Consider the following 23,253-nt stretch of genomic DNA (forward strand, 5'->3'; position numbering starts at 1 on the left):
AACGCAAATGGAGCAAATAGCAATTCTTGTAGAAGACATTGACAACCAAGCAAAACCGATTTATTGTGTTTTTGACGATAATGGAGGAACCATAGGCAATACTTCCATCAATCATTTGTGTTTGCCAGATGAATCTATTCAAGAAAGACATGTTAATATCAACTATGAAGATGGTTGCTTTACTATCTCTTGTATTGGGGATTCTGAAGTATTTTACAATGAATCTTTCTCTAAACTTGAGCAAGGCTATGAAACAATTATAGAAGTTGGGGATAGTTTTAGAATTGGAAAATATAAATGTAGCTTTATAGACACAAAAGATATAAAAGATGACTTCCTAGACTATAAAAAAGTGCTTGATAAAATTGCTGATGAAAGTGATTTTGCCATAGATGTTAAGCCTAGAGTGCAACTAGATACAAAAATATTAGATGAAGAAAATATGGCTGACAACTTAGATAAACATAAGATATTAGAAAAACTCTCTCCAGCACAAGTTATAAATACCATACCCTCCGATATAGCAAACACTCACGATACTATACAAAACATTATCACTTCATCGCAATCAATGATAACAGATAGCATTTCTAAAAAAGAAATATCACCACAAACAAAGGAAAGTGATATTATCCTTCATACCAAGAATATACAAACATTCCTACAAGGAATGCTACAATCTTTCTCTATGCCTAATAACCCCCTATCACACATCAATATGACAACTTATGAGCACATACTTGACACACAAGAGCTAGATTCTATCCTGCATAATACCTTGCTTATAGATTCTATCCCGCTTCTTAACACTCTCATACTAGCCCTTATTAGCAAAGAACTCCATAGCCCATATTTTGAGATATTAGAACACGATATATTTGCAAACTCATTAACTCAAGCCATTATTCAATCTCATCAAAATAGTAAAGAATCCTTACAATGTATGCTTTTAAAGGCACTTAGCACATACTTAAAGAATCCTCTTTAGATTCTTAATACTTCCTCTTCTTTGCAAATTGAAAGTTTGAGGCTTTATGTATTTTGCATCTTTGTATGGCATTTATCAATACTTATCTTTTTATTTAATATGATGCTTTTTAGCATACCATTCTATTTTATCACGTAATTCTTGTGGGAAAGTTTCTCTATATATGGCTGGGATAGTGGGATTGAGCAATTTATCAAGCTTACCTGCTTCATAGAGTTCATCTAAATACTCTGGGATATAGTAAGTGGGAGCATTAGGATAACCTTGAGGGGGAGAGACAGCCATAATCTTAGCTTCTAAAAGCATAGAATCTATATATAAATCTACCTTTTTTTGTGTCCAATCATTTGGTAAGTCAGTATCATATCGTCTAAAGCGTATTGTTTTTAGTCTTTCTTTAAATGCTAGTCGTGTTTGCTTTGTGGATTGAGGGTCTCTAGGGTCTAGGAGTTTGCCTTCATCTATTTCTTTAATGCGTTTTTCTATCGTCCATCCATCTCCATCTACGGAATACCCATATAACATATTCAAATCCATTACCCAATCTACTCCCATTATCTCATCTATGTATGGGAGCATACCAAATCTATCTGGCTTTATGCTCTTAGCTAGAGCTATAAGCTGTTGTTGGCGCAAAGGGTTTTTACGTAATCCTGATTTAAAAGTCCTAAAACTCCCCACATAATCCTTTCCATATATTTCTATGATTTTTAATATACCTCTATAATCTATTTTTGGATTAAGTTGTATATAGAGTATTGTAGATTGCACATATCGTGCGGTAAAACCTGTCAAATCTGAAGCAAAATATTCTGGATTCCCTAGTATCCCTGCAGCTATACCCCATTCTGTAGCAAAGAATTCAGATTTTAATGTATCTTTATTCCTATCTACTTGATAAAAGATGTCTTCATATTCTTTATTTATTACCCTACCCTTTTCATCTACTCCACCAATAGCATCAAAGGGTATATCTATGACTGCACTTCTTAATCCACTTCTTATTACTAAGTATTGGTATCTCTCTCTTTTAGTTTGTAAAGATTCATAATAGGCTTTTTCTTTTTTAGTCCAAGGGGCTATAGCTTTTTTTATAGGGTCTTTAAGATAGAGATTACGAAAGCTTTGAAATTCTTTAAAATGGTTTGGATTTGTTTTAAGGGTTGGGTCTAGGTAGAGGGGTTTATATTGTTTCTTTGCTTCTTCCATTATCTGCCAAGCTTCTAGTAAGGCTTTAGAATATTCCTCTGTGTATTTGCCTGTTTCTACCTTGTTTTTTACAAAATGAATCTTATTTGTGCCTTTATCAACTTGCAAAATAAGTCCATTAGGTGTAGTAATCTGATATGTCTCACTCATTATTTCTCCTTAATCTTATTTAAAAATCTATCCTAACCATAAGCCATCTTCTATAATGATAGTCGTGGCTAATCGTCCTATGAATTTAGGACGTTTCTTGTCTTCTTGTGATTGTTTGTTATCTTCTTCGTCATTGTTTGCTCCCATAATAGTAGGTGTTGGCGGCTCATCAGCTTTACTATCATCATTCACCCCCACATACAACGCCCTCATATTATTCTGCCCTATAACATTAAGGCATTCTAATAATCGCCTTGCTTTGTTTCTATCTTCTTTTTCACTTTTTGTATGAGTAAAATAATAGTCTTTATACTCTGCTAAGATTTCTAGGACTTCATTATAAGCATCAATGGCTGATGCCTCCCCTTTTCTTTCTCTTGCCTTAAATTCCTTATACAAACTACTCTCCTCTGGCACTTGGTATTTGCGTATATTATCTAGGGATATATGGCTTGTTGTGTTTGTGATATTGCCTTTGCTATCTACACTCTTATGATGAAAGAATGTATAATCTGGCACTTGTTTATTATAATGTATCTCATAATCTTGCTTATCTTTTGCCCTTCGCTTCTCATCGATGATGAGATAAGCTAGAAGCTTTGTAAGCAAGAATTCTTGTAAGACATTGCTGTTGTTTTGTCGTAATAAATAGGCTAGTCCGATATGATGTGTCAGCCCACCTGTGCAAAGCTCTGTGCCATATATCATTGATTGTAAATCAAAAGACATAAATTTGGAATGCACTAACATAGGATAGTAGGTGAGCTCCCTGTCTTTTTTGATGGCTTGATTTTGGTCATTAAGCTCTAGGAAGCTCTCTACTCTTTTTAACGCATAGGGTAAATCATAATAAAAGCTATAACGTTTGTGCATAATGCTCTCAAACTCTTTTTGGTATGCCTCATAATTGGTGCTGAAAAAATGATTCAGCATAATATCTAGTGCTATACCTACTGCGGTTGCAGCAGCATTAGCGTTGAGTTGATAAATAATCTTATTATAACGAAATTGCTTGATTTGAGAGAAAATTTCTCGTGCTTGAAGTGTGCCTATAAGGTGTGATTGTGCCTTACCACTGCTATATGTAAAGCAAATTTTATCAATCAATGCTTTGTCTTTGGGTGAGCTCATAGTTTGCTTTAGCTTTTCTTTGATAGCTTGGAGGTTTAATCTTTTGACATTTTTATCAATGTGTTCAAGGATAAAAGCAGTTTTTGCCTCAAAATGTGCTATTTGTGCTTGAGTGCGTCTTAGCTCTACTTGGGCAAAGCCTTTGAGGAAATTTTCTCTAATCTCTTTGTTTTTTGGATTTGCCAATTCTTCGATTTTTGCTTTTATCTTATTTACAATATCTACTTTATCATTCAATTTTCTTGATGTGTCTTGAACTCCTCCATTAATCTCAATATGCACGCGTATCGTTGTAGGATATGATAAGAATAGCACTCCTCCTATTTCTGTAAGCAATACCCGATACAAAGCAAGTTTTGAGCTTTGAGTTTTATTTAGATATTCAAGGGTATTGATAAAAATCGCAAGGCAATGCTTTGTCGTATCAATCATATCTTCGTGAGCGAAATTCATAAAGGGGCATATTATGCCTAATATCTTAGAGAGTGAGTTATAAAATACTTCTTGTGTGCGTTCTTGCTGCACAATCTTTTTATATTCTTCTCCATATTTTTCGATTTGTGCTAGCTCTTGCTCTAGCTCCTTATCTAAATCAATCCCTACAATTTGTTGAATCTCATCATCAAATGCTTTTGCATCATTATTGGCAATATCAGTATTTATAAACCCTCTAAGATAGTCCAAGAAGTCTTTACTTAGCTCTGTCTTTTGTGGGTTTGGGGGTTGCAATAATTGTTCTTGTAAAACTTTTGCAATTCGGGCATTTTGAGGTGGTTTTTTGTATGATATATGATAGATTGGTGGTTTCGTTAGCTCAAACTCCCACTCCCAAGTTTTATTTAAACAAGAGACTTGAAGACAATCTTGGGCTATGAAAAAGGGGTCGATACTTATTGGTTTATCTACAATAATTTTACTTTTCAACTCAAAGCTTGGAAAATGTGTCTTAAACACATAGAGTCCATAAAAAAGCGTAAAAATCGCTAATAAAGAATTATCCAAGTTTGTATTGCTATTATGGAAATATTGTAATTGGGTAAGAAAATCTTTAGCTGTTTGCTCTTCTTTTTTAATAATATCCTCAATCTCTTTTGGAGTTTTAAAGAATTGGTTTATATAATCTATACCATAGGATTTTTTTATGTGATTTAATTGAGATGTTTTTTTATTCATTAAATCATACAAGGTCATATTGCCGGGTGAATAATTTGAATAAAAGCTTGTATCGTACTGTGTATGTAATTGTTGTAGTTCTTTTTGTGCTTTTTTATAGGATTCGTTATTTTCAAAACTCGCTTTAATCTTATTCATATCTACTCTCACAAATGGCGAAAGCTGCACCATATAAGGCTCATCATCTTTTTTATTGATTTCTATCCTATATGTGCTGTAATCTCTTGTGGTGTTGTAGCTTTTCTTTTTGCCCTCTCTTGAGAGAGTAAGCTCTTGTTTGGTGCGATTGTTTATATCGTCTTTAATTGTATTACCAATGATGTGTTGGGTAATCGTCTCTGTAAGCTTTGCATTATATTTGCTTGGGGCATTGGTGATAATAAGATAATTTTTTGCCATATTTGTAGTGTGATTATTGGGGTATTGAGTGTTTTTGTTATTCAAAATTTCAGCTAATAGAGCGGAATTAAAATGTGGAGATTCTATATAGGCAAGATGATTGAAGTATCGCACTGCTTGGAGCATATGTGTAAGAAGAGATACGTCTTTGATATTTTGTTGTTTAGTTTCATTTTGGTGTATGTGGAGCATTTGAGCTTTTATACTATTGTGTTGTGTTTTGGGTAGGGTAATTGCTTTTTGAGCTAATAGGTTTGGAATATCTATCATAGAGCCAAACTCACCCTTAAAAGCGATAGATTGAGCACACGATAATAACGTATTTTCCAAATAAAGATTAAAGCCTGATAAGTCAAGAAATTCTATTTTTTTCTTGTCTGTCTCTTGTGTGCTTTCCACAATCAGCATACAAGAGAGTAGTTGTGTGTTTGCAAGCTGTATATACATTGCTAACTCGGTGGCAAGAAACTCTATGATTGGATTTTTGATATAGCTATATTTGTTATTTTTAGCATCTTGATAGTCCATAAGTGATGAAAGCAATACTGCAGATATACCTAGCAATATGATTGCTGCACCTCCACCTGTGGCAATAGTAAGAATCACGCCAAAGATTGTTTTTATGATATTTTTATAATCATCGTTATTTTTATCCTCTAGGGCTTGTTTGATATACTGCTCTAGCTTATTAAAAAGTTGCTCAATATTTGCCTTAGCATCTGCTTTTATCATATCTGCAAACAAGTTAGATTCTATGAATTCCTTAATCTGTTTTATTACTTCATTTTTAGGTTTTATTAGAGAAATCTTATTTATATTTTCAGACTTGATGTCATCAAGCATAGTCTCTAGGTTTTCATATTGCTTAGCTGTATTAATCTTTGCAGATTCTTTAATAGAATCTAATAGGGTTTTGATGATAGTGTCATCATTGCAATATGTCTTTAGGGTAATATGTTTGGGTAGGTTGTAGGGTTGTTTTGTTCCCAAGATTTGTTCTTGACTTAATGTCTCAAAGCTGTGTATAGTTGCATCAACGTGCGTTTGCTGTAATTTATTTAGGATTTCTTGCCCTAGATTCTGTGGTGATTGGTTATTATGCGTAATGAGATTTGCATTCATATTTGGACAAAGAAATATAATCTGATGTATTGTTTTATGTGTCTTTAAGCCTAACATATTATCAATTTCTTGTAATAATTCTTCTTTGCTTGAAATTATCATTTGAGCCACCTCTTTTACACAATCCTTATTCTATCATAAAATTCTCTTAAGCGTATTTTTGCTTATGTATTCTTAGGTATTGTCTCTTTTAGATATTTGTATTTCCTATTCCCCAAATTCCCAATACTTCTCTTTGTAGCCTCCATTGATAAGGGTAATAGTCAATAGAGAGTCTATGATTTGTTGTTTTGTGTTGTTTTGAGAATTTTTAGATTCTTTAGCCTGTTGTGCTTGTCTTTCTCTATCCTTGGATTCTATGGTAGAATCCAATCCATTAGCTAACTCGATCTCTAGTCTTTGTGCTTTGTAAGGTGTGTGTAGTGTAAGAATAGTAGCATTATTAGGATTAAAATCTAATCCTACCTGCATAGAGTCTTCTATCTTAAATGCTGTAAAAGTGCAGTGATTATAGAGATAGTGATACTTTCCTATGCCATAGTCTTTATGTTCATAGTTTCTATAATATTCTTTAAAGAGTTTAGGGAGAGATTGGGGGATAAGGAGTATGAGAATAAGGGCATTAGAATCTAATTGTAAGGATAGATATTGATAAAGATAGTCTTTGGCATAAGTTTGTTTTAAACTAGAGTAGAGTTTAGAGAGTATATCTTGCAGAGTAGAATCTAAACTATTATCATTTAATATTTCCGCCTCTAATGCTTGAGTATCCTTAGCTATATCAATATGAAGAGCATCTAGTGGTGTATCATTGTTGGATTCTATAATACTATCATTAAGCTTTATTCTATATATAGGAAGATTATCTTTTTGAGAAGGACAGATTTTATAGTGTAGCCTTAGTATGGGTTTATGAAATTCTATTTGTGCCTTTAAAGCTTCTTTAGTGATATTCTTAGTATGAGTAGGACTAGGGGCATTGATTTTATAACTATTAGGTTTAGGAATACAAATAAGTGGAACTCCCTTATCAGAGAATACTCCAGAGCTTACTAAATCTTGCATTATAGGATAATCTTCATTATGCTTTTTTAATCCACGAGAGCTAGGAAGTATGAGTGCTACTTGTGTGCAAGGTCCTCCACTTATAGGAGGATTAGGACAACCTACAATAGAGCTATAGAGTAAATCGGTTTCTAATATAAAAGGAATATTCTTATCTTGAATACTTTTACCTAGATTAGATTTTAATTGCACTACTCCTCCGTGAGAGCATTTCATCTCATTATCTTCTAGTATAGGGTGAAGCATTGCAATGCTTAAAGGTTGTAATTGTTCTTTGTGTTGTTTTTGTTCTCTTTGTATGATAGCTTTATCTTGTTTTTCTTTAGATTCTTTGTTTGTGAGTTCTAGTTTAATATTTAAACTAGAATCTAAGAGAGAATAATTTAAAAGAGTAAGAGTAGAAGCATTTAAAAAGATAGTAAGTGTGCCTAGATTATTTTCTTCATCTTTAGGGGAGAAGTGATAGATAGGAAGAGATTCATCTAATCCTGTGTTGGAGTTAGAATCTAATTCACCAAAGAAGTATGTAGAGAGAGGATTAGAAGATTCTGTGCCTCCTGTGAGTTCTATGCCCATAAAATATAATTTAGAGTTTAGAGTGTCTATGTTTTTAGAATCTAATTCCTCCATATCAATTATTTGATTATCATAAGCAAAGATTGTTTCTTTTGTTTTGGTTGTGTTATTTGTTTCAGACATTTTCTATCTCTTTTGTTTGAACTTGAAATTGCTTATTTATCTTTGAAAGCTTATGATAACTTTTGCTCCAATATTTATCGCTTTGTATTCCTGCTAGAACATTCAAGTAAAATTCATTTGCAGCTTCCTGATAACTCTCTGAAACTTTACCATAGTCATATTTATGATACAGCATTCTTGATAGGATTTTATCTCTAGGAATAAAGATAAAAGGATAAAATTTGCTAATGGAACAATTATTAGCAGGAATATTTAAGTCAAAATTCTCTACCGCAATAGGATTATAATCATTTTCTGCCTTTAGAGATTTGATTTTATTTTCTTGTCGGTCGTAATAAATTAATTCAAAATCTCCTTTTGTATCTGTATGGACAATTTTATCAAGTCTTGTTTGTAAGATTATATCAAGAATATTGTAAATTTCTTTCACATTAAATAAAACCTTTAGGATTAAATCCTTTTGTTCTTGGTCTAAATCCATATTCTTTAACGATGGATTATTTTCTATATAAAGCTGATGGAAACAAGGGTGTTGGATAAAAGTCCTAGCCCACTCTCTAAAAGCTTTTGCTCCTTTAATGGATTCTAAGTTAGAATCTATGGCTTGGAATTTGAGGAAAGTAGAATTGCAAAATTTAAGATAGGGGAACAATTCTTTTAAATCTTTAAATACAGGAATATCGGGTATCCATTCTTTGATATTAAAAACTTCTATACCTATGCTATCTAGTTTGTGTAAAACCCAAGTGGTGCAGTTGTGGAGGGGAAGAGCTTTGATAGGAGGCAAAGATAAAGAAGTGTCAAATGGCATAGAATTATAATACAAATTCTCTTTCAATGTTTCAAGGCTTATCATTTTGCTATTATCTTGTTGTAAATTAGGATTTCTATTGCTTGTTTGTGCTACTTCTTTTTTAATCTCATCAAGTAAAAATTCATATTGTTCTTGTGAAACTTCAAATACACAACGATTAGATTTATCAAAGGTGCTTTTATCCCTTAAGGCATAATCATAATTTTTAATGTTCTCATTCCATTGAGGGACAAAATGATTATTTTCAAACACTTTACCCCAATGGCTCACACTAGATTCCACAGGTGCAAAGCCATAAAAGCCATCGTTAAATTCTACATTTTCAAAGTTCTCATACCATTTGATTTCTTCTTTTCTCCAAAGTTTCATTTTTCCTTCATTGTAATCCCAATATGTTATTTCTTTTTCATATTTTATAGTATCTAATTCATTAGGATGTTTGCGTGTAAGTCCTAGAAAGGCGTGAGGGATATTGCCTTTCATTGGGTGGATATAGATTGTTATAAAGTATGGCATTGAAATTCCTTATTTGCCAGTGGTCGCAAATCCATAAGCCAACCACCACCAAAAACTTGTTGATAATATAAATACAAACCAAAAGCTTGAATTGTAAATTTTGTATTTAATTATACTTTTTTTTTCTAAGAAAAACCAAATTCCAAAGAAAAACAAAGGACATAACATAAGCCAAAGAGCAATAAAGAAAAAATCATTTAAAATATTTAGATTTCCCAAATAATAAGATGTTGAATTAAAAACATAAATTAAAAACTTCCTAACAAATTGTGCGATTAAGCTTGCTGGGATAAAAAATATAAAATAAGAAGCTATTGTTAATGCCCAACATATCAAACAATCTAAAATAAATTTACCCCATTTGAATTTTTCTTGCAATTCATTCTCCTCACGAAACTAAATCCTGCATTATAGGATAATCTTCATTATGCTTTTTTAATCCACGAGAACTAGGAAGTATGAGTGCTACTTGTGTGCAAGGTCCTCCACTTATAGGAGGATTAGGACAACCTACAATAGAGCTATAGAGTAAATCGGTTTCTAATATAAAAGGAATATTCTTATCTTGAATACTTTTACCTAGATTAGATTTTAATTGCACTACTCCTCCGTGAGAGCATTTCATCTCATTATCTTCTAGTATAGGGTGAAGCATTGCAATGCTTAAAGGTTGTAATTGTTCTTTGTGTTGTTTTTGTTCTCTTTGTATGATAGCTTTATCTTGTTTTTCTTTAGATTCTTTGTTTGTGAGTTCTAGTTTAATATTTAAACTAGAATCTAAGAGAGAATAATTTAAAAGAGTAAGAGTAGAAGCATTTAAAAAGATAGTAAGTGTGCCTAGATTATTTTCTTCATCTTTAGGGGAGAAGTGATAGATAGGAAGAGATTCATCTAATCCTGTGTTGGAGTTAGAATCTAATTCACCAAAGAAGTATGTAGAGAGAGGATTAGAAGATTCTGTGCCTCCTGTGAGGTGAAAACCTTTAAAGTGTATATCTGTATAACCTTGATTTTGTAAGTCTAAGACATCTAAAAATACTTTATCTTTTCTTTCAATAAATATATTAGGCATTACTCACTTCCTCTTGTTTTAAAAAGTTTCTATAATCTCCATAGTCTTTTTTATTACCTACAATGCATTGAGCAAAATACTTTGGATAATTATTAAAAATATTTTCTTGAATGTGTATTGCTAAAGGATAAGGATTTTCTGCAAAAAGGATAGGTTGTTCATACCATAATGCTATATTATGGCTAGGCATATTTCTATCATAGCTAAATTCGCTAAAAGCAAATTTACTTTGAGAATCTGCTTTGAGATAATGCTCTTTTTCATCATCATAAATAATCAAAGCAACTTCTGTCTGCAAGTGAGGTTCATATTTTAATCTATCTTGAAAATAAGAAGCTAGACAAAAATGTGTGTTTAATCGCATATTAACATCATCTTCTATTTGTTCTATTTCTGTATTTCTTGCTAAAGATTTGAGTTGATTATTGGTAATGTTATCTGTAAGGCGATTAAGCCTTGTATGATGTAAAAGATTACTATGTAAAAGAAATTCACAATATTGATTGAAAGACTTTAATCCTTCTTCACAAGCCCAAGTAGAATCTATATTGCATAGGGTAGAATAGTTTTGGTAGAATAGCTCGAAATCATAAAGTAAAAAAGAAATTTTATCACCTTTGGAGAGAGGTTTTTTGTAAGTGCCTTTTTGGTTGTTATAATTATTGGGTATCATATTTTGAATATGATTAATAATATCATAGGGGATAATAGCGGTTGCTTTGTGAAATTTACTAGCCCCTATTAATCGGAGTTTATCCATTACGAAATCTACACAGGAATTGCCAACCACTTTGTAATTTTTAAATACATTTCTTTTATCGCCAAAGATTTTAGGGTTTTCTCTTAATTTATCACTTGTTAAGAGAGTTTGAAAAAGAATGCTTTTACAGATTTTTTTATATTGACTTTCACTAATGCTCATCACTTCACTTTGGTATTCTTGAAAGGTTTTTAAGGGGCGTAAATCAGTAAGAATAAAGTCTTTGCTGTAAATGAAGTATTGTTTGTCGTCCGAATTTAGAGGAATTCTAGGTAGTGGCTTATCTTTGAGTTCCTCTTTAAGTTTATCGTATTGAACTTCTGTCTTTTCTTCAAAATCATCATTCCAATGATTATTTTGAAATACTTTCCCTCCTGTTTGAAAATTACCATCTTTGTAGTTTTTAAACAATCCTGTTTGATAAGGTCCAAAACCAAAAAAGCCCTCAATAGAGAAAATATTGCTATAAGGGGATTCTACAAATTCATTAAAGAGTTTTTCAAATTGAGTAAAATCAATATTGTCTGCAATGCTTTGTTTTTTAATATGCTCTAACCATTCAAAGAATGGCTCTGTAATATCAGCATAGCATTGTCTAAGGAATGTAAAGTCATTATTAAAAGTCTCTCGCAAGTTTTTATCGAAATCTTTGTTGTCATTCAAGTCAGTATCGCTCCACGCTTTAAAATTTTTATGGCTTGTAAAATTGTATTGATACTTTTCTTGACTTAATTCTTTTTTTAAATCTTCTAAAGTCTCTTCATTTATAAAACATTGCATTTGTTTTATATCTTGCTCATATTGTTTAATGCTTTCTTGTATATTACCAAAAGATAATCCATTGTTACTATAACTTGATTTCAATTTTTCTAATTGTTCTTTTTTCATTTGTATTTGCAATTCATTGCATTTTACTTTTTCTTTTTTTAATCCTAAGAATACGTGAGGATTACCACTGCCACCACTAGAAGCAAAATTCCTATTAACATAAATACCAAGAGAGTATTTATAGGAGTGGGTCATTGGAATTCCTTCAAATCAATGTAGTGGGAGCTTTTTGCATTAATAGCTTCTTTAAAGACTTGTGAGATATATTTTTGAGAAGAAGCATAATCCATATGATATATTCTATGCCTTTCTTTGATAATCATTTCATCTCCTATATATTCTTTATTTTCAAGAGCTATTTTCTCTATTATATCATATTCTTCTTTCAAATCTTTAAAAGGTCTGCATCGGATACGTTGTTTATGGTCGCTGTGCATTGAAAAGCTTTTTTTTGTCCAGCTTGTATAATATTCAAAAGCTTGTGTGTATATATATATAATTTTTTTTCCATCTGAAACGCTCACTATGTTTAATCTAATAGAATCACTCACAAGAGAATTAGGAAAAGAAAGACGTATATCCTCCAATCTAGCCCCCTCTCCTGCAGGTCTTGCATACAATACCTTGCCTATCTCTTCTTTACAAAGTCTTTGATATTCCTTATATTCAGAATCTAAAGCCTTAGGGATAAAGGCACGATAACTTGTAGGATAAGAACAACCTTTTATCATAAAAAATACTATTAAGATTCCAAATATGCCCGAAACAATATATATCATTTTATGCCTTTTATGCTGCATTCTCTATGCTCCAATGATAATGAGTAATAGATTGATTATACTTAAAATTCTTTAAAGCTTCTTTACCTAGATTAGATTTTAATTGCACTACTCCTCCGTGAGAGCATTTCATCTCATTATCTTCTAGTATAGGGTGAAGCATTGCAATGCTTAAAGGTTTTAATTGTTCTTTGTGTTGTTTTTGTTCTCTTTGTATGATAGCTTTATCTTGTTTTTCTTTAGATTCTTTGTTTGTGAGTTCTAGTTTAATATTTAAACTAGAATCAATGAGAGAATAATTTAAAAGAGTAAGAGTAGAAGCATTTAAAAAGATAAGAAGTGTGCCTAGATTATTTTCTTCATCTTTGGGGGAGAAGTGATAACTTGGTGTATCTTGTTTAATGGTATTGTCTTTATCTAATTCACCAAAGAGAAAGGGATTCGTTTCTATTTCAGATGAGCCTAATAGGAGATGAGAGTAGAAAAAGATTTGAGTAGAGGGAGAGTTAAGAATATCTTGTGTAATACCATAGTCTTGATAGTCTTCTAATAAAGATTGTATATCTATGCAAGTTTTATCTTGAGTGAAAATATCTATTTTATTGTTATGGATATGGAGGAGGTGAGAAAGGGAATTGGAAGTATCTAAGAATATGATAATGTTGTTTTTATCTTTGGATTCTAAAATGAGATTATTGGAACTTATCCTATTTCCTTTGTGAGTATTTATGCTGTGAGAATCTATTTCGCTGATTTGATATTCTAGCTCTTGTGCCTGTTCTTGTTTGATTTGTTGATAGGTTTTATATAAGGATTTTCTAGCTTCTAAGTATTCATTGCTTATAGAGGATTTGTTGGAGAGGAAGGAGAGGTAAAAGTCATCTTTGTAGCCAAAGTTTTGAATGAATGTTTTTTGTTGAGGGTTGGGGTATGGGACAAATCTACAAGAACAAAATTTTGACAATCATAAAGAGCTTTGAGGTATGCGATATGAGAATCCTTATTGAGGTTATCTATATCTTGTGCGGTTAGCATTATTAATCTGTCTGCAAATGAATCAATCCCTCTCATCACAGTATCCTCCTAAGTATTGCTATTTTACAATAAAATACCTTATAATATTTAAATATAATGATAGCAATATGTTTGCATCAAGAGGCACTATCAAAAAAACTAATAATTTCAAACACAATCACTACAAGCAATATACCTAAAAAATACTCTTTTAAAAAATAATTTGAGTAAATCATTTTTGGGAACAAAAAACGATTAAGAAAATAAAGAAACAATACATTAAATGTCAATGATGTGTAGAAGCCAATAAAAAAAGCTGGTATTACGGGAGAGACAATTAGAACAATGCCTAATAAACTAAATAAAATGCTTTCAATTATTACTCTATCCTATTGTGCTACATAAAGTTTTAAAAGGAAAGTCTTTAAAATCTAAAGCTTTAATTATATCCTTGCTATATAGTCTAAAGTCTAATCCATAGGGAGTAAATTTGATAGTCTTGATAATCTTGGTTGTAGAGATAATATTGTTTAGATTGAGGGGATTGTAAGATGTCAGAAATAGAAACCAAGAGCTACAAAAATGGGCTTTGTTGCACGAAGCATTTGAGGGTTTAACGGGTATGGATGTTCCTGCTCCGATTAAAAACTCTCCTTATATGCAAGAATATAGGTTGGCAGAGCAAAGGGCGTTAAAACAAGCAGCTAGGCTGTTTGGACTTACTCCTACTATGCCCGATGAGGTGGTAATTGCAGACAGGCGATTACTCGTTAGTGAAGCACTTGTGCTTATGGATACACAAAATTACGATTGGGAGCAAATCGCAAAGCCTTATTCAAAAGATATACTTGAGGTTATTCATCAAGAATCTATCTTGGAAGTGAAGGATTTTCACGAAACAATCAAATGTCGTTTTCTTAAAAAATGGCACGAGTTGTTTTAGTGTTTATGGTTATACCCATAGTAGTTTAAAAAGGAGATTGAATGAATACTCAGCGCAAAGAAATAACAAGGATTTATGCTATTGTTGGCAATGATAATCGTGAGTTTTACGCTTATAGTAGTGAGGAGTTACGCGATGTTGATTTTATTAGAATTGCTCAAGATGAAAGCAAAAAATGCAGTAATTGGCAAGGTGTGATTAATACTGCTAGTAGTGCAGAGGCTTTCTTAAACGAGCATTGCGATGATGGCATTATTGTTTATAAAAGGGTGGAGAATATTTTGGTTACAACCATAACCGAACTTTGTCCTTTTTGCGAGAATGAGGTCGAACTGCAACCTTTTTTGAGGTTTCAGTCTTGTCCTGCTTGCTCTAAAATAATAATTCCTTGTAGCTTGTGTGTCACAAAAGATTGCTCTTATTGTCCGTTGGTCCAACAAAATAGTTTCTGCGCTGAATTATCAATTTTTGATGAAGATGACGAAAACCACATCAAAATTTACACTGAAAATTTTGAAAGTTCTCTATCGGCAGAAAACTATCTTTTGTCTCAAATGCAAAAAGTTTTAAACAAACATTTGGCATTAAATCTTAACGATGATGATTGGAGCGATGAAGCCTATAATGATAAAAAAACACAGATTGCTTATTGGCTTAATGACAATTTGCGAGCTGCACGCGTTATAGGTTCAAATGGGGCTCTAGTGAAAAGATTTGACTTTCACGAGGAAACATTGAGCTAATTTTTAAGTTGTGCTTGGCACTATTTTGTTACCGATAGGGTAGATATTTTTGCCCTATTGGCAAATAGTCTGTCCTTTGGTGCTTTTAATTGAAGGAGACACAATGAAAATTATTTTGGCTTTAAATTTTATATTGGTAGGATTTGGCGCAACAGCAAACTTTGTCCCTAAAGAAACTTGTAATTACTCTAGCAATAGTGTAAGTGCAAAACAACATTTTGTAGTAGGCTTTCAAAACTCTATCGGCAAATGTTCGATTCGTTAGGATTTGCTATGAGTGCTTTATCTGCTGTCAAAAATGAGATACCACTACAACCAAATCGGGTATTTGCAGCTATCTTACTAAGATATGGCTATAATCCCAAAATGATGTGGAAGCGTAATGGTGTCTATGGTTGTGGCAATAGTGGCTTTAGATTCTATCCAAAAGATTGGACTTTTAGTATATCTCGTTGGAAAACTGAATATGTAGGTGGGCAATATGAAAGAAATTTTGTAGATACATTTTACAAGGTTGTTTTCAATATTGCTACTAATTCAATTTCTTGGCACGAACTTCAAGATGTCTATGAAGTTTCTGCCTAAGATTTCTTTTTAAAACTTGATAGAATCTCTATTGTCTATCAGGTTTCCCATTTGGGTTTTAAAAATAGATATACTTAGAAACACTTTCTTGCTCCATTCTATAAAAAACTGATATTACATTTATCCCTATCATTCTAAAGTGGTAACAAGAGTGGTAACACGAAAATAAATACTTATTTATAAAATGCTTGTGTATTTTACATATCTAACTTTTTTCGACTCCCGCTACTCCGACCATTACTCAATATCTTTAAGAATATTCTAAGGGAATTAGAAAGAATTAAAAGGCATTTAAAATACCTAAAATACGAGATTTTTGGCACATTCTTAACTATTCCTTAAAGAAATTTCCACACGGCAAGTTTTTCTCCTATCGACACAAAAATGGTAACAGGAGTGGTAACACGGAGAAATAATTAAAGTCAAATCTGCAAATATGTTACCACTTTTTCTTTGTAGTATTGTGTAGTATGGAGTTTGAGCAATATTGCTACTCGCTAAGATTTTTGTTGCTTAGTTAAAATAATTTAACTTTTAGAGAGGATTCAAACTTGTAACCAATCTTTTAGGCAACTTTTGTTGTCTTTTTAGAATCTTGTAAGGGGTGTAATCTTATCGATTTTATTCCTCTCTTACCCTATCTAAAAAGTCAGCCCACCATTGCAATAAAGGGCGGATTTGTTCTACATACTCTACCTTATACAAATAGGCTTCAGTAACTCTATTGCCTACTTTATGGTCCAATACTGCCTCTTTGATTTCAAAACTTGCATTATGTTCGCTTTGGTAGGTGTTACACAAACTCCTAAATGTTCCTCTAAAAGAATGAATAGTTTGTTTTCTGCCTCGTTTTTCATCAGCAAAGCCCATAGAGCGCAAGGCTTTATTCAAGCTCTCCATTACGAGTGGGCTATGTATCTTAGTGCTTGCGTGAAATACTAATTTCCCCCAACCTGTAAATTGTTTGATTTCTTGCAGAATCTCAATCGCCTGTCTAGGAAGTGGGAGGGTAAAATCTGTTAAATGGTTGCTCTTAACTTTCATATTGCCTCTAGGAATTGTAAGCGTTTTAGATTCAAAGTCTATATACTCCCATTTGAGCAAGGCAAGATTGCTTGCTCTTAGAGGAATGATTGCCACAAATTGCAAAGCACATTTAATAATGATAGAGTTTGGGTAAGAATCTATGGCACGCATAAGTTCGCCAAGGACTACCCTATCAGTGATTTTGGCATAATGCCTGTCACTTTTTGGTAGTAGTATTGTTTTTTTATCAATATTGGCAATGATATTAAACTCTGCAAGTCCTCGTGAAAGTGCAAATTGCCAAATATTATAACAATGTGCTAAAAGTCTCTTTGCTCCTTCGGGGATTCTAAGCTGTAATTGCATAATGATTTTTGAGATTTGGCTGTGATGAATATCTCTAATGTGTAGAGATGACACAATCTCTTTTTTTTGTATCATAACGGGCAAAATGAGGCAAAAAATGGTGTTCAATAAGTCCTCTGTCTCTTATGAGCGTTTTTCTTGATACTTTATGTGTTCTAATTAAGAGCCATTCCTCTATAACAAGATGTATTTGCCCCTCATCTGTTTTACTTGCTTCCAATTTCTCTTGCATTAGAGCTGCTTGAGGGTCTATCCCATTAGCTAGTTTTGTCTTATATTCAATCACTTTATTTCTTGCACTAGCTAGAGATATGAACGGATAGTCTCCTATGGTAACAATCTTGCGCTTACCATAAAAAGTATATCTCATTTGAAAAGTCTTTACACCTGTGGGAGATACTCTTAATCTTAATCCATCAGAATCTGTTAAGAAGTATTCCTTTTCTCTTGGACTAGCATTTTTAATGGCTCTATCTGTCATTTATCTCTCCATTCTACATTTCTATTAGTGTTCTTTAAGTTGAAATACGCTCTCTACTATGCCACCTACTGCTTCCTCAACGCCTATGCTAGTTCCTGACATATATGCCTTAGTGAGCTCTTGAAATTTATCACTAGGGAAGCAATTATCCTTATCGGGCTTTTGATTAGCTTCACACGCCTTAAAAGATACCTTGTTTAAATCATCTATGCTTAGTGGAGCACAATTATCTCGAGTAATCTTTTTACCTAATTGCGACATCATACCCTCAGCAAAAATGCGTGTAGTTATTTGGTCATAGCAGCAATAATGCTTTCTATTGAGGATTGTTTTTCCTGCTATTTTTACTCTTGATTCATCTGAAACTTGATTACAAAGGTCAAGGGAGATTCTTTTATTAGTGCGAATATATTCCGAGCCATCTGTTGGGTCTTTTTGCGCCCTGTGTTCAGCAAATCTCATATCGGTGCAAGTATTTCCATTTTCTTGTGTTTGCTTTAGAACATCTACAACTACACTTGCAGCTATATTAAATGGGAATGGCAATGCACCTGCTACAAAATCAGCTACCATAAATGCAGTATCTGCACTTGTTGTGCCATCAGAGGTTGGGGCATTACTATCCTCAGTTAATCCTACGAGGGTTTCCTCTAAATCATTTTGTGGAGGATATTCACTCTCCAATGTTGGATTAGCAAAATCGGGATTTAAGAATCTCTGTCCGTATTTCTTTCTTATTATATTAACACTATCAACTCCCCCGCAAATTGTTTCAGCGGCAATAAGAACATCATCTCCTTTAAGTGCATAGAGTGCGTAGGCTTTTTTTCCGTTCATCTCTCCTGCAGATTCTAAATTGTAACGCGCATAGAAGTATTTATCAATGTCATCAGCTGAGGAAGGATTTTCATTTTCCATAACTAGCCTTAAGATAGTTAACTCATTTCCATCTATAATCATTGGCACTTTGAATGAGTAGTGAAGCTCATTAACCTCTCTGGTTCCCATTTGCCACGCTAAAACAGATTCGTATGTTAATCCAAAACGCCCTGTCATACAATTTGCATAATCCATAGCTATTTTATCATTCTCATCAGTTGCGCCATCTAATTCCTCATTGCTTAAAAGCGAATCGGTTGAGCCTGATACCCACGCAGATGTTCTCTTTGCCTCTTTCTTAGAGCATAAGCTTCCTATGCCGCTCTTATCGCATTGCTCTTGCAATACTTTGCCTGCTGCATAAACTACCGCTCTCATTGCTGCATTTTTTGCAACTTCTTTCACTACTTCCTCTACTGCTCTTTCTGTTGCTTTTTTAGCAAGATTGCTTGTAAATTGTTGCCACCCTGCTTTTGCGGCAGCAGTAGCATAACTTGTAGCTTTGGTTACGACATTAGTTGCAGTTGAAGCTGCAGCGTCCCCTGCTTCAGACATTGCTGCACCTACTCCCTCTGTTGCACCATTCAATACACCGCTCCCAACCATCATTGCATATTTAATCGCAAGCATTACCATATCCATAGCACTTGGAAAGAATTGTCCCACATCGCAATATCCTGCTTCTGCACCAAATATATGGGTAGCATTCTCTGCTAAAGCCATTGTGCCAAAGACATTTATAGCCTTAGAGAAGTCGTGATTTTTCTTATTAGTCTGAATGGTTGGAATCGCACCAAATAGGCTATCTAAATCAGCTGTGTTTGTTGTTTGTGTTTCATATTGCCTACAACCTATTGTTTTATCCACTACAATACCACATTTTTTTGTAACCTTTTTGCCCAAATAAAGAGTTTTGCCTTGACTATCAGTAATGGGACTCAAAAACTCGGAGCTTAGAATCTGACAATTTGGGTCAGTTGTGCTATTAGTTGGAGAAATAGTTACGCATACATTTTTGACAAGACATTTAGCATTACATTCTTGGTTATTGCTAAAGGCATTTTGTCCTAAATCTCCCATTACTGTATCATTGCCTTGACACAGATATTTATCTCCACTATCTTGATTTAGAATCTCTACTTCAAATTCTCCGCTTATCTTTGAGCCGTTTTTTTCTACTGAATAAAAGACTTTGCTTGTATCCTTAGTGTCTCTTACACTGCTATCAAAAAAGTAAAGAAGCAGCAGCATTGTATATGGAAAGTTTGCAACTAGATGAGATTAGGCATATACAAGCTAAAGATACAGCGATTGTCCCCATAGAACTAGCCAATACCTGAATTACCAAAACTTACAGCAAAAGAGGCTGAAAAACTTTTGCTTCAGGAAGGCTTTGTTGTTGCAAGACAAAAGGGTAGCCATAGAATCATCCCAAAAATTATTAAAGAACTTTTTGCTATCATAAAATCAGCTAGAGAATAGATGCTTCTTTAGCTAAGTTGCAAGTATTTTCTCCTTTGACAGCCACATACCACTAAAATGTATGTCAAATGAGAAATATGAAGATTCGTGCAGTTCAAATAGGTATGCTATAATAAAACAACAAGGAAAGGATATTGTGATGACACTTATCATTGAAAACGCTAGTAACGAATTTGCAGAAGCTATAAAAAATTTAGCAAAAATCGCTAATGCTGCGGTTTGTATCCAAACAGACAAAAGCAAAGAAAAAGAATCTTGTTTGATTGAGGAAACCGATATTTACAACGATTTTCAGGCAAGAAAAGCAACAAATCCCAAGCAATACGCTCAATTAACACAAGAAGTAAAAGATGAAATATTCGGTATCAATCATCAATAAGGCACTCAAAAGTTTAGAAAAAATCCAAAAATCATCCCCTCATGATGCCGATAGGATTCTAACTCTTATTGAAATTCTTAAAGAAAATGACGAACCACATTTGCTTCCAAATGCAAAAAAAACTTAAAGGACACAAACACAAAATTGCTATCGATGGAGAATTGGAGATTATCGAGTGATTGGATATATCAAGCATAACGAATTAATTATTGAAATCATCAAAATAACTTCACGACAAGAAGCATACAAGTAGCTGATGAGAATTGTGAGAATTGGGCAGTCTACTTAGAGATGCAGCGATGTGTTTATTGTGTTATAATTCTCTTAATCCAAAGACTTTACTATCGGCGATAGTTTGCTCATTATGAGTGGGTGCTTTGGATTCTAATGTGGGTTGTAAGATTCCGTTTGACAGCTCTCACCAACTAATCTTTATGGAACTTTTACTATATCTACACCCATTGCTTTAAAGTCATTATCATCAGTAAGGATTCTTAAGCCATTAGTTTTAACTATCTCTGCAATAACCACATCATTAAAATCCAAATTAGATTTTTTAGAAAAAGCGGAAAATTCTACTGATTCAAAGCCATCGCTAATATGTTTTGCTGATGTAAGAGTATAGAATTTTTCTAATTGTCTCATTGCTATATCAAATGCTTTTTGTCCCTCAGCGTTATTTCGATAATCTTTTTTATAGTGCCTCATTTTTGATTGCTCTTTCTTTTTATTGAAATCTAATCGCAAATATCTATTTATAAATTCAGAAATCACAAGAGAACTTACAAAGACTTCATTTTCGTTATTACACACATTATTCAAAATATCACTATACTTGCTAATCTTTTGTTTTTGTTTATCATTTGGCATTGACGATGGAGAAAATAGAAAAATTAAGATATTTGTGTCTATAAATATCTTATCACCTTTTTTAATCATTGCACATTCCTATTCTATTTCCTTCGCAATACCTTTCGTTGTATCTCTTCTGCTTTGTTTGGATTTTTAGATTGAAACTTAGCTGTTTCTATTACTTCTTTTTTTAATAAACTATCATCATCCTCACTTAAGCCACGATAAACAATGTCTTTATCAAGGCTATCCCAACTAGTTTCGGGAAACTCAAAATAAAGCTTTCCTATTGCGACATTCAAAAAATGTGAAATAACCATTACTTTATCAAAAGATACTTCAATCTTTTGTCCTTCTTTGTAAGTTTCCTTAATTTTGTTATGCAACTTTTCCCCATCTTCGGTTGTAACACCTATATTTTTGCCAATTATCTCTGCAACATTTAACATTCTTCGCTCCTTAGCTTATAAGAGGTATTATCTTTAACCCTTAATGTTACTGCAATCATTGTTCCACCAAATCCCTTTTCTAAAATAGAGTATTCTATTTTACCATGTATCAATACAACACATGCCATTGTCGGAGATAATTTCTAATCTTCCCCCACTGTTTTCGATAAATTCCCTGACAAACCTAAACCTAATCCACCAATTCCCGTAGTAGAATTTCCCTTGTTGATAGCCCACTTAATAGCCTCATTTGCTGGAATGTTGTATTTTGTAGGAAAAAACAAAAAAAGTCTTGGGTTTACTTTATTAAAATATGTATCCACATTGCTTTTTATTCCAACGCCACCATCGGCTATAACAAAGGAAAACTTATTTCCTTTTGGAAAAAATTGTCCTGAACAAAATATGCCACTCTCACTACGACTATGTCTAAAGGCGTTTGAAAATATCTCTAAAACTTTCTGCATAAGCTTTACAAAAATCTCATTTGGGATATGCGTGAGGTATGGTTTTAACTTTTTTGAAAAATAGTCATCAAACTGTGAATAAAATCCTTCTTCTTCGTTTAATTTAATATTCCTATACACAATCATTCCCTGACTATGTTTACCTTCCTTTAAAAAACCTATACCTACAAGAACTTTTTTGACTCTTTGATTTCTTGGTTCGATTATTTGCACTTTTTTTCCGCGAGATTCTTGAGTTACTTTTGCAAGTCCTAAAATACAAACAAAGCTACTTCGAATAAAATCTGTATCAGATAAATCAATAATTACTTCATTGCTTGTTGCTGATATAATTTGATGATAGTATCTTAGAACATCGTTTATATTATCAATTTTATCTATTGTTATAACACTATCTTTCTCACCATTATCCATTAAGAATCCCTCTTCCCATTAGGTTTTCAATAAGCAAAATATCAGCAGTTTCCATCCACGAATTAAATTGCAAAAAGTCTTTGTTCTGAATACAAAGTAGTGTTTGCTCAATGCGTTCTAGGAGATTCAAACTCTACCCTCAAGTTTTTTTGCTCGTTCCCTTATGGCATAGTTAAACATACTTTTGATAGTGTCATTTGCGTTAATAAGCACAATATGCTCTTTAAGAAAGCTGATACCAAAACGAGTAACCATCAATCCAAAAACTTCATCAGCAAATGCATGAGCAACGCCCTCAATGCCATTAAAATCTACTGCAATAGCGGATTGCTTCTTCTCCAAAATTTCATCGACAATTCTAGCGTGAAGATTCTCTCCGCTACCTCTACTACCAAGGAAATCAAAATCCCCACAAATTGATTTAACATTAAGGGAATGATTTAATTGTCCATTCATAACTTATCCTTT

Annotated in this window: 23 protein-coding genes and 1 pseudogene; 7 read left to right on the plus strand and 17 right to left on the minus strand. The window is 33.0% G+C overall.

The window, feature by feature from the left end; translation table 11 throughout:
* Nucleotides 1–7 precede the first annotated feature (7 nt).
* Nucleotides 8–988 (plus strand): FHA domain-containing protein, encoded by a 981-nt coding sequence (locus HH_RS01255; protein WP_011115097.1) that lies wholly within the window; start codon nucleotides 8–10, stop codon nucleotides 986–988.
* 90 nt (nucleotides 989–1,078) lie between these two features.
* Here the strand turns inward: HH_RS01255 and HH_RS01260 are convergent, their stop codons facing one another.
* The 9 genes from HH_RS01260 to HH_RS01305 form a co-directional block, all read right to left on the minus strand.
* Nucleotides 1,079–2,347 carry a hypothetical protein gene (locus tag HH_RS01260; protein WP_011115098.1) on the minus strand — a complete coding sequence of 423 codons (1,269 nt, stop codon included), beginning with the start codon at nucleotides 2,345–2,347 and terminating at the stop codon, nucleotides 1,079–1,081.
* A gap of 27 nt (nucleotides 2,348–2,374) precedes the next feature.
* Nucleotides 2,375–6,274 carry a hypothetical protein gene (locus tag HH_RS01265; protein WP_011115099.1) on the minus strand — a complete coding sequence of 1,300 codons (3,900 nt, stop codon included), beginning with the start codon at nucleotides 6,272–6,274 and terminating at the stop codon, nucleotides 2,375–2,377.
* Between the two features lie 105 nt (nucleotides 6,275–6,379).
* Entirely contained in the window at nucleotides 6,380–7,936 is a 1,557-nt protein-coding gene (locus HH_RS09680) for a hypothetical protein (RefSeq protein WP_011115100.1), read from the minus strand.
* A complete protein-coding gene (locus tag HH_RS09685; RefSeq protein ID WP_011115101.1) occupies nucleotides 7,929–9,266 on the minus strand; it encodes a hypothetical protein in 1,338 nt (445 codons plus the stop codon). Before HH_RS09685 ends, HH_RS09680 begins: the two co-directional genes overlap by 8 nt.
* A 9-nt stretch (nucleotides 9,267–9,275) precedes the next feature.
* On the minus strand, nucleotides 9,276–9,644 hold the full coding sequence (locus HH_RS01285; protein WP_011115102.1) for a hypothetical protein: 369 nt from the start codon (nucleotides 9,642–9,644) through the stop codon (nucleotides 9,276–9,278).
* 10 nt (nucleotides 9,645–9,654) lie between these two features.
* Complete coding sequence (locus HH_RS09690; RefSeq protein ID WP_011115103.1) at nucleotides 9,655–10,338, minus strand: hypothetical protein; 684 nt, start codon at nucleotides 10,336–10,338, stop codon at nucleotides 9,655–9,657.
* Nucleotides 10,331–12,121, minus strand: a complete 1,791-nt coding sequence (locus HH_RS01295) for a hypothetical protein (RefSeq protein ID WP_011115104.1) — start codon at nucleotides 12,119–12,121, stop codon at nucleotides 10,331–10,333. The genes HH_RS09690 and HH_RS01295 overlap by 8 nt, the downstream gene beginning before the upstream one ends.
* Entirely contained in the window at nucleotides 12,118–12,705 is a 588-nt protein-coding gene (locus HH_RS01300) for a hypothetical protein (RefSeq protein ID WP_226989498.1), read from the minus strand. The genes HH_RS01295 and HH_RS01300 overlap by 4 nt, the downstream gene beginning before the upstream one ends.
* 10 nt (nucleotides 12,706–12,715) lie before the next feature.
* A complete protein-coding gene (locus HH_RS01305; protein WP_050720586.1) occupies nucleotides 12,716–13,669 on the minus strand; it encodes a hypothetical protein in 954 nt (317 codons plus the stop codon).
* Between the two features lie 642 nt (nucleotides 13,670–14,311).
* Between HH_RS01305 and HH_RS01310 the strand changes: the two genes are divergently transcribed.
* From HH_RS01310 to HH_RS01320, 4 genes are all read left to right on the plus strand, one after another.
* The gene (locus HH_RS01310) at nucleotides 14,312–14,662 is read left to right on the plus strand and encodes a hypothetical protein (protein WP_011115109.1); all 351 of its coding nucleotides are present in this window, start codon (nucleotides 14,312–14,314) and stop codon (nucleotides 14,660–14,662) included.
* 41 nt (nucleotides 14,663–14,703) lie between these two features.
* Nucleotides 14,704–15,405 (plus strand): hypothetical protein, encoded by a 702-nt coding sequence (locus HH_RS01315; RefSeq protein WP_011115110.1) that lies wholly within the window; start codon nucleotides 14,704–14,706, stop codon nucleotides 15,403–15,405.
* A gap of 103 nt (nucleotides 15,406–15,508) precedes the next feature.
* Nucleotides 15,509–15,670 carry a hypothetical protein gene (locus tag HH_RS09475; protein WP_158295420.1) on the plus strand — a complete coding sequence of 54 codons (162 nt, stop codon included), beginning with the start codon at nucleotides 15,509–15,511 and terminating at the stop codon, nucleotides 15,668–15,670.
* Nucleotides 15,671–15,678: 8 nt separating this feature from the next.
* Nucleotides 15,679–15,990: a hypothetical protein gene (locus HH_RS01320; protein ID WP_011115112.1), complete on the plus strand. Its 312-nt coding sequence runs from the start codon at nucleotides 15,679–15,681 to the stop codon at nucleotides 15,988–15,990.
* A 621-nt stretch (nucleotides 15,991–16,611) separates the two neighbouring features.
* On the opposite strand, the gene HH_RS01325 is transcribed toward HH_RS01320, so the two are convergent.
* Genes HH_RS01325 through HH_RS09700 form a run of 3 tightly spaced genes read right to left on the minus strand, consistent with a single transcriptional unit; the run spans nucleotide 16,612 to nucleotide 19,993 of the window.
* On the minus strand, nucleotides 16,612–17,436 hold the full coding sequence (locus tag HH_RS01325; protein WP_226989499.1) for a tyrosine-type recombinase/integrase: 825 nt from the start codon (nucleotides 17,434–17,436) through the stop codon (nucleotides 16,612–16,614).
* The gene (locus HH_RS09695; RefSeq protein ID WP_226989500.1) at nucleotides 17,417–17,863 is read right to left on the minus strand and encodes an Arm DNA-binding domain-containing protein; all 447 of its coding nucleotides are present in this window, start codon (nucleotides 17,861–17,863) and stop codon (nucleotides 17,417–17,419) included. Before HH_RS09695 ends, HH_RS01325 begins: the two co-directional genes overlap by 20 nt.
* 24 nt (nucleotides 17,864–17,887) lie before the next feature.
* Complete coding sequence (locus tag HH_RS09700) at nucleotides 17,888–19,993, minus strand: hypothetical protein (RefSeq protein ID WP_011115114.1); 2,106 nt, start codon at nucleotides 19,991–19,993, stop codon at nucleotides 17,888–17,890.
* Between the two features lie 81 nt (nucleotides 19,994–20,074).
* Between HH_RS09700 and HH_RS09840 the strand changes: the two are divergent.
* A pseudogene (locus tag HH_RS09840) lies at nucleotides 20,075–20,179 on the plus strand (type II toxin-antitoxin system HicA family toxin); the annotation flags it as partial.
* Nucleotides 20,180–20,363: 184 nt separating this feature from the next.
* A complete protein-coding gene (locus HH_RS01340) occupies nucleotides 20,364–20,603 on the plus strand; it encodes a hypothetical protein (RefSeq protein WP_041308935.1) in 240 nt (79 codons plus the stop codon).
* A 432-nt stretch (nucleotides 20,604–21,035) separates the two neighbouring features.
* Here HH_RS01340 and HH_RS01345 read toward each other — a convergent pair whose 3' ends face one another.
* The 5 genes from HH_RS01345 to HH_RS01360 all read right to left on the minus strand — a co-directional run bounded on the left by HH_RS01345 (nucleotide 21,036) and on the right by HH_RS01360 (nucleotide 23,241).
* Nucleotides 21,036–21,542: a type II toxin-antitoxin system VapC family toxin gene (locus HH_RS01345; protein WP_011115116.1), complete on the minus strand. Its 507-nt coding sequence runs from the start codon at nucleotides 21,540–21,542 to the stop codon at nucleotides 21,036–21,038.
* A gap of 14 nt (nucleotides 21,543–21,556) precedes the next feature.
* Nucleotides 21,557–21,904: an STAS-like domain-containing protein gene (locus HH_RS01350; RefSeq protein ID WP_011115117.1), complete on the minus strand. Its 348-nt coding sequence runs from the start codon at nucleotides 21,902–21,904 to the stop codon at nucleotides 21,557–21,559.
* A 143-nt stretch (nucleotides 21,905–22,047) separates the two neighbouring features.
* Nucleotides 22,048–22,785, minus strand: coding sequence for a hypothetical protein (locus tag HH_RS01355; RefSeq protein ID WP_011115118.1), 738 nt, complete (start codon nucleotides 22,783–22,785; stop codon nucleotides 22,048–22,050).
* Entirely contained in the window at nucleotides 22,778–22,915 is a 138-nt protein-coding gene (locus tag HH_RS09480) for a hypothetical protein (RefSeq protein WP_158295421.1), read from the minus strand. Before HH_RS09480 ends, HH_RS01355 begins: the two co-directional genes overlap by 8 nt.
* Nucleotides 22,912–23,241, minus strand: coding sequence for an STAS-like domain-containing protein (locus tag HH_RS01360; protein WP_041308936.1), 330 nt, complete (start codon nucleotides 23,239–23,241; stop codon nucleotides 22,912–22,914). Before HH_RS01360 ends, HH_RS09480 begins: the two co-directional genes overlap by 4 nt.
* Nucleotides 23,242–23,253 lie beyond the last annotated feature (12 nt).

This window comes from Helicobacter hepaticus ATCC 51449, assembly GCF_000007905.1.
GTDB classification, from domain to species: Bacteria; Campylobacterota; Campylobacteria; order Campylobacterales; family Helicobacteraceae; genus Helicobacter_C; species Helicobacter_C hepaticus.

What these genes read in the sequence shown, in the direction of transcription:
- HH_RS01265 (WP_011115099.1), bottom strand. Translation starts at nt 6,274, where the DNA reads ATGATAATTTCAAGCAAAGAAGAATTATTACAAGAAATTGATAATATG.
- HH_RS01355 (WP_011115118.1), bottom strand. Translation starts at nt 22,785, where the DNA reads ATGGATAATGGTGAGAAAGATAGTGTTATAACAATAGATAAAATTGAT.
- HH_RS09695 (WP_226989500.1), bottom strand. Translation starts at nt 17,863, where the DNA reads ATGACAGATAGAGCCATTAAAAATGCTAGTCCAAGAGAAAAGGAATAC.
- HH_RS01300 (WP_226989498.1), bottom strand. Translation starts at nt 12,705, where the DNA reads ATGATATATATTGTTTCGGGCATATTTGGAATCTTAATAGTATTTTTT.
- HH_RS01350 (WP_011115117.1), bottom strand. Translation starts at nt 21,904, where the DNA reads ATGTTAAATGTTGCAGAGATAATTGGCAAAAATATAGGTGTTACAACC.
- HH_RS01295 (WP_011115104.1), bottom strand. Translation starts at nt 12,121, where the DNA reads ATGACCCACTCCTATAAATACTCTCTTGGTATTTATGTTAATAGGAAT.
- HH_RS09690 (WP_011115103.1), bottom strand. Translation starts at nt 10,338, where the DNA reads ATGCCTAATATATTTATTGAAAGAAAAGATAAAGTATTTTTAGATGTC.
- HH_RS09680 (WP_011115100.1), bottom strand. Translation starts at nt 7,936, where the DNA reads ATGTCTGAAACAAATAACACAACCAAAACAAAAGAAACAATCTTTGCT.
- HH_RS01255 (WP_011115097.1), top strand. Translation starts at nt 8, where the DNA reads ATGGAGCAAATAGCAATTCTTGTAGAAGACATTGACAACCAAGCAAAA.
- HH_RS09700 (WP_011115114.1), bottom strand. Translation starts at nt 19,993, where the DNA reads ATGCTGCTGCTTCTTTACTTTTTTGATAGCAGTGTAAGAGACACTAAG.
- HH_RS01260 (WP_011115098.1), bottom strand. Translation starts at nt 2,347, where the DNA reads ATGAGTGAGACATATCAGATTACTACACCTAATGGACTTATTTTGCAA.
- HH_RS01345 (WP_011115116.1), bottom strand. Translation starts at nt 21,542, where the DNA reads ATGATTAAAAAAGGTGATAAGATATTTATAGACACAAATATCTTAATT.
- HH_RS01320 (WP_011115112.1), top strand. Translation starts at nt 15,679, where the DNA reads ATGAGTGCTTTATCTGCTGTCAAAAATGAGATACCACTACAACCAAAT.
- HH_RS01315 (WP_011115110.1), top strand. Translation starts at nt 14,704, where the DNA reads ATGAATACTCAGCGCAAAGAAATAACAAGGATTTATGCTATTGTTGGC.
- HH_RS01340 (WP_041308935.1), top strand. Translation starts at nt 20,364, where the DNA reads ATGACACTTATCATTGAAAACGCTAGTAACGAATTTGCAGAAGCTATA.
- HH_RS09685 (WP_011115101.1), bottom strand. Translation starts at nt 9,266, where the DNA reads ATGCCATACTTTATAACAATCTATATCCACCCAATGAAAGGCAATATC.
- HH_RS09475 (WP_158295420.1), top strand. Translation starts at nt 15,509, where the DNA reads ATGAAAATTATTTTGGCTTTAAATTTTATATTGGTAGGATTTGGCGCA.
- HH_RS01360 (WP_041308936.1), bottom strand. Translation starts at nt 23,241, where the DNA reads ATGAATGGACAATTAAATCATTCCCTTAATGTTAAATCAATTTGTGGG.